Source organism: Candidatus Phytoplasma phoenicium (genome assembly GCF_001189415.1).
Classification (GTDB): domain Bacteria; phylum Bacillota_I; class Bacilli_A; order Acholeplasmatales; family Acholeplasmataceae; genus Phytoplasma; species Phytoplasma phoenicium.
The window spans coordinates 1-2,111 of sequence record NZ_JPSQ01000028.1 but is presented as its reverse complement, the minus strand read 5'-3'; the positions used below and the strand labels follow the sequence as shown (position 1 = coordinate 2,111).

2 protein-coding genes and 1 pseudogene are annotated in these 2,111 nt (G+C 22.3%); all 3 read right to left on the bottom strand.

Features of this window, described 5'->3' with window-relative positions:
• Positions 1–180, bottom strand: a pseudogene (locus tag AlmWB_RS00825) (ATP-binding protein); the annotation flags it as partial.
• Between the two features lie 18 nt (positions 181–198).
• Entirely contained in the window at positions 199–1,410 is a 1,212-nt protein-coding gene (locus AlmWB_RS00820; RefSeq protein WP_050337170.1) for a DnaD domain protein, read from the bottom strand.
• 47 nt (positions 1,411–1,457) lie between these two features.
• Positions 1,458–2,111, bottom strand: a 654-nt coding sequence (gene mutM, locus AlmWB_RS00815) for a DNA-formamidopyrimidine glycosylase (RefSeq protein WP_050337168.1), incomplete at its 5' end; no start/stop codon positions are given.

The window sequence follows — 2,111 nt, the reverse complement described above, 5'->3', positions numbered from 1 at the left end:
AACATAAGGTTTAGTTTTTAAAGCTAACTGATAAGTATAATTATTTTCTTCTTTTTTCAATTGTAAATATTTATAAACTATCATTAAATCTTTATCTTCAAATTGTAAATTTTTAGTTTCTATATTATTTGAAATATAATTTTTAATATCTCTTAGATTAGGTTTATCAAATGCACACATAATTTCATTTTCCTTTTTTTAATTATCCAAGATTAATTCTTTTTTAGCATCATCTAACCATTTAGGGTTATTTTGTTTATTTTTTGTATAATGATAATTTTTTTGTTCTTCCATTAAAAAATCATAAGCTGTTTCTGTAGAAATAATTCCTTTTTGTAACCAAGAATTAAGAATAGTTTGAAAATAATTATAAGCTGGAACAATATTATTATGGTGTGGTTTTAATTTAAAAACATACATTAATAAAGCATTAATAACTCCGTTTTCAACATTATTTTTATTATGTAAACTTAGAACAATATCATATAAACTAGAACAAAAAAACTTGCTTTTTCCAAAAGTATTAATAATACGATGAGGGTGAGTATTTTTTAAATAAAAAATCATTTCATTCTCTTTATCGCTAAAATCTTTTGTATTAACAATTTTAATTTTATCTTTTTTCAAATATTTTCTTTTAATCGTAGTTGTTAAAATGCTTAAATCTACTTCTTCTTCATAATTATATTGAAAACTTTCTTGATACAAGGATATCATTTCTTTTGGTTTAATCTCATAAATAAAAGCTATTTTAGTTATAAAATCAATATTTTTCCATTCTAGTAAAAAAGGTTGTTGAAAACGTTCTGGTAAACCATTAATAAATGATTCATATTCAAAATATTGTTGAAATATTAAATTTTTTTGGTTGTCTGAAGAATGAGTTTTGGTGTAATGAAGAATAGTTTTTTGTAAATTAATTTTTTTGAAATTATAAATTTCAGGAAAAGTTTTACTAATTTTCTTATAACTCTTTAAATCAATTTGATTTTTTGATGTCAAACATATTGATTGAAGATTGGTATAAATAACTTCTCCTACCTCACTTAACAAAAATTGATTTAAAATCGGATCTTGAAAAAATTTTTTTTCTTTTAAAGGAGAATGCAAAACATATATTTTTTCTTGAAGAGAATTTTCAAAAGTATCTAATAGGTTAACAATTTCTAATTTTTCTTTTATTTTCAAAAATTTTTTTGCATCTATATTTAAAATATCAAATAAAAATTGATGCATATATTGTTTAGAATTCGAAGATAAAGAAGTTTGGTGTAAAAAATAAAGAGTATTATAAAGCCCTAAAGCGTTGCTACCTACTAAAGGTTGATATAATAAAGTTAAATTTTTTTGTTCTTCAGGTAATAAAATATTTTGTATTTGAATACGGAAATTTTTCCAAACAAAACTCATAAAATCACCTTTACTAAAAAATAACTAGCAAAAAAATATTTTATAATTTATATTTTTTGACACTGTTCACAAAAATACGAACTTCTCCCATTTATTTTAATTTTTTGAATTAATTTTGGACAAAAATAACATTTTTGTTTGTCTTTGCCATACACTAAAAGTTGTTTTTGAAAATTTCCTTTGACTCCTAGTACCTCAAAAGTGCTAATCGAAGTTCCGCCTGCTTCAATTGCTTTAGTCAAAACTTTTTTCGTTTTATTTAAAAGTTCACGAACTTTTTCTAATATCAACTTATTAGCTTTCATCTCAGGATGAATTTGAGTTAAAAATAAGATTTCGCTAGCATAAATATTACCGATGCCTGAAATAATTTTTTGATTTAATAATGCTTGTTTAATATTAATAGTGCTGCTTTTTTGTAATTTTTGATAAAAAGTTTCAAGAGAAATTGAAAAAGGATCTGGAGCTAATTGACACAATTTACTTTCTTTCAAATATTTATCTTTTTTATAAAGATTAAAACGAGCAAATTTACGAAAATCATAAAAACGAAAGACTAAATTATTTTCTAGAAAAAGACGAAAATGCTCATGTTTATCTTGAACAGGAGCACATTGACTAGTTAGATGAAGATAAATTTTTCCTTCCATTCTTAAATGTCCTACTAAAACCCATTCATTACTTAAAAAAAATAATAAAAA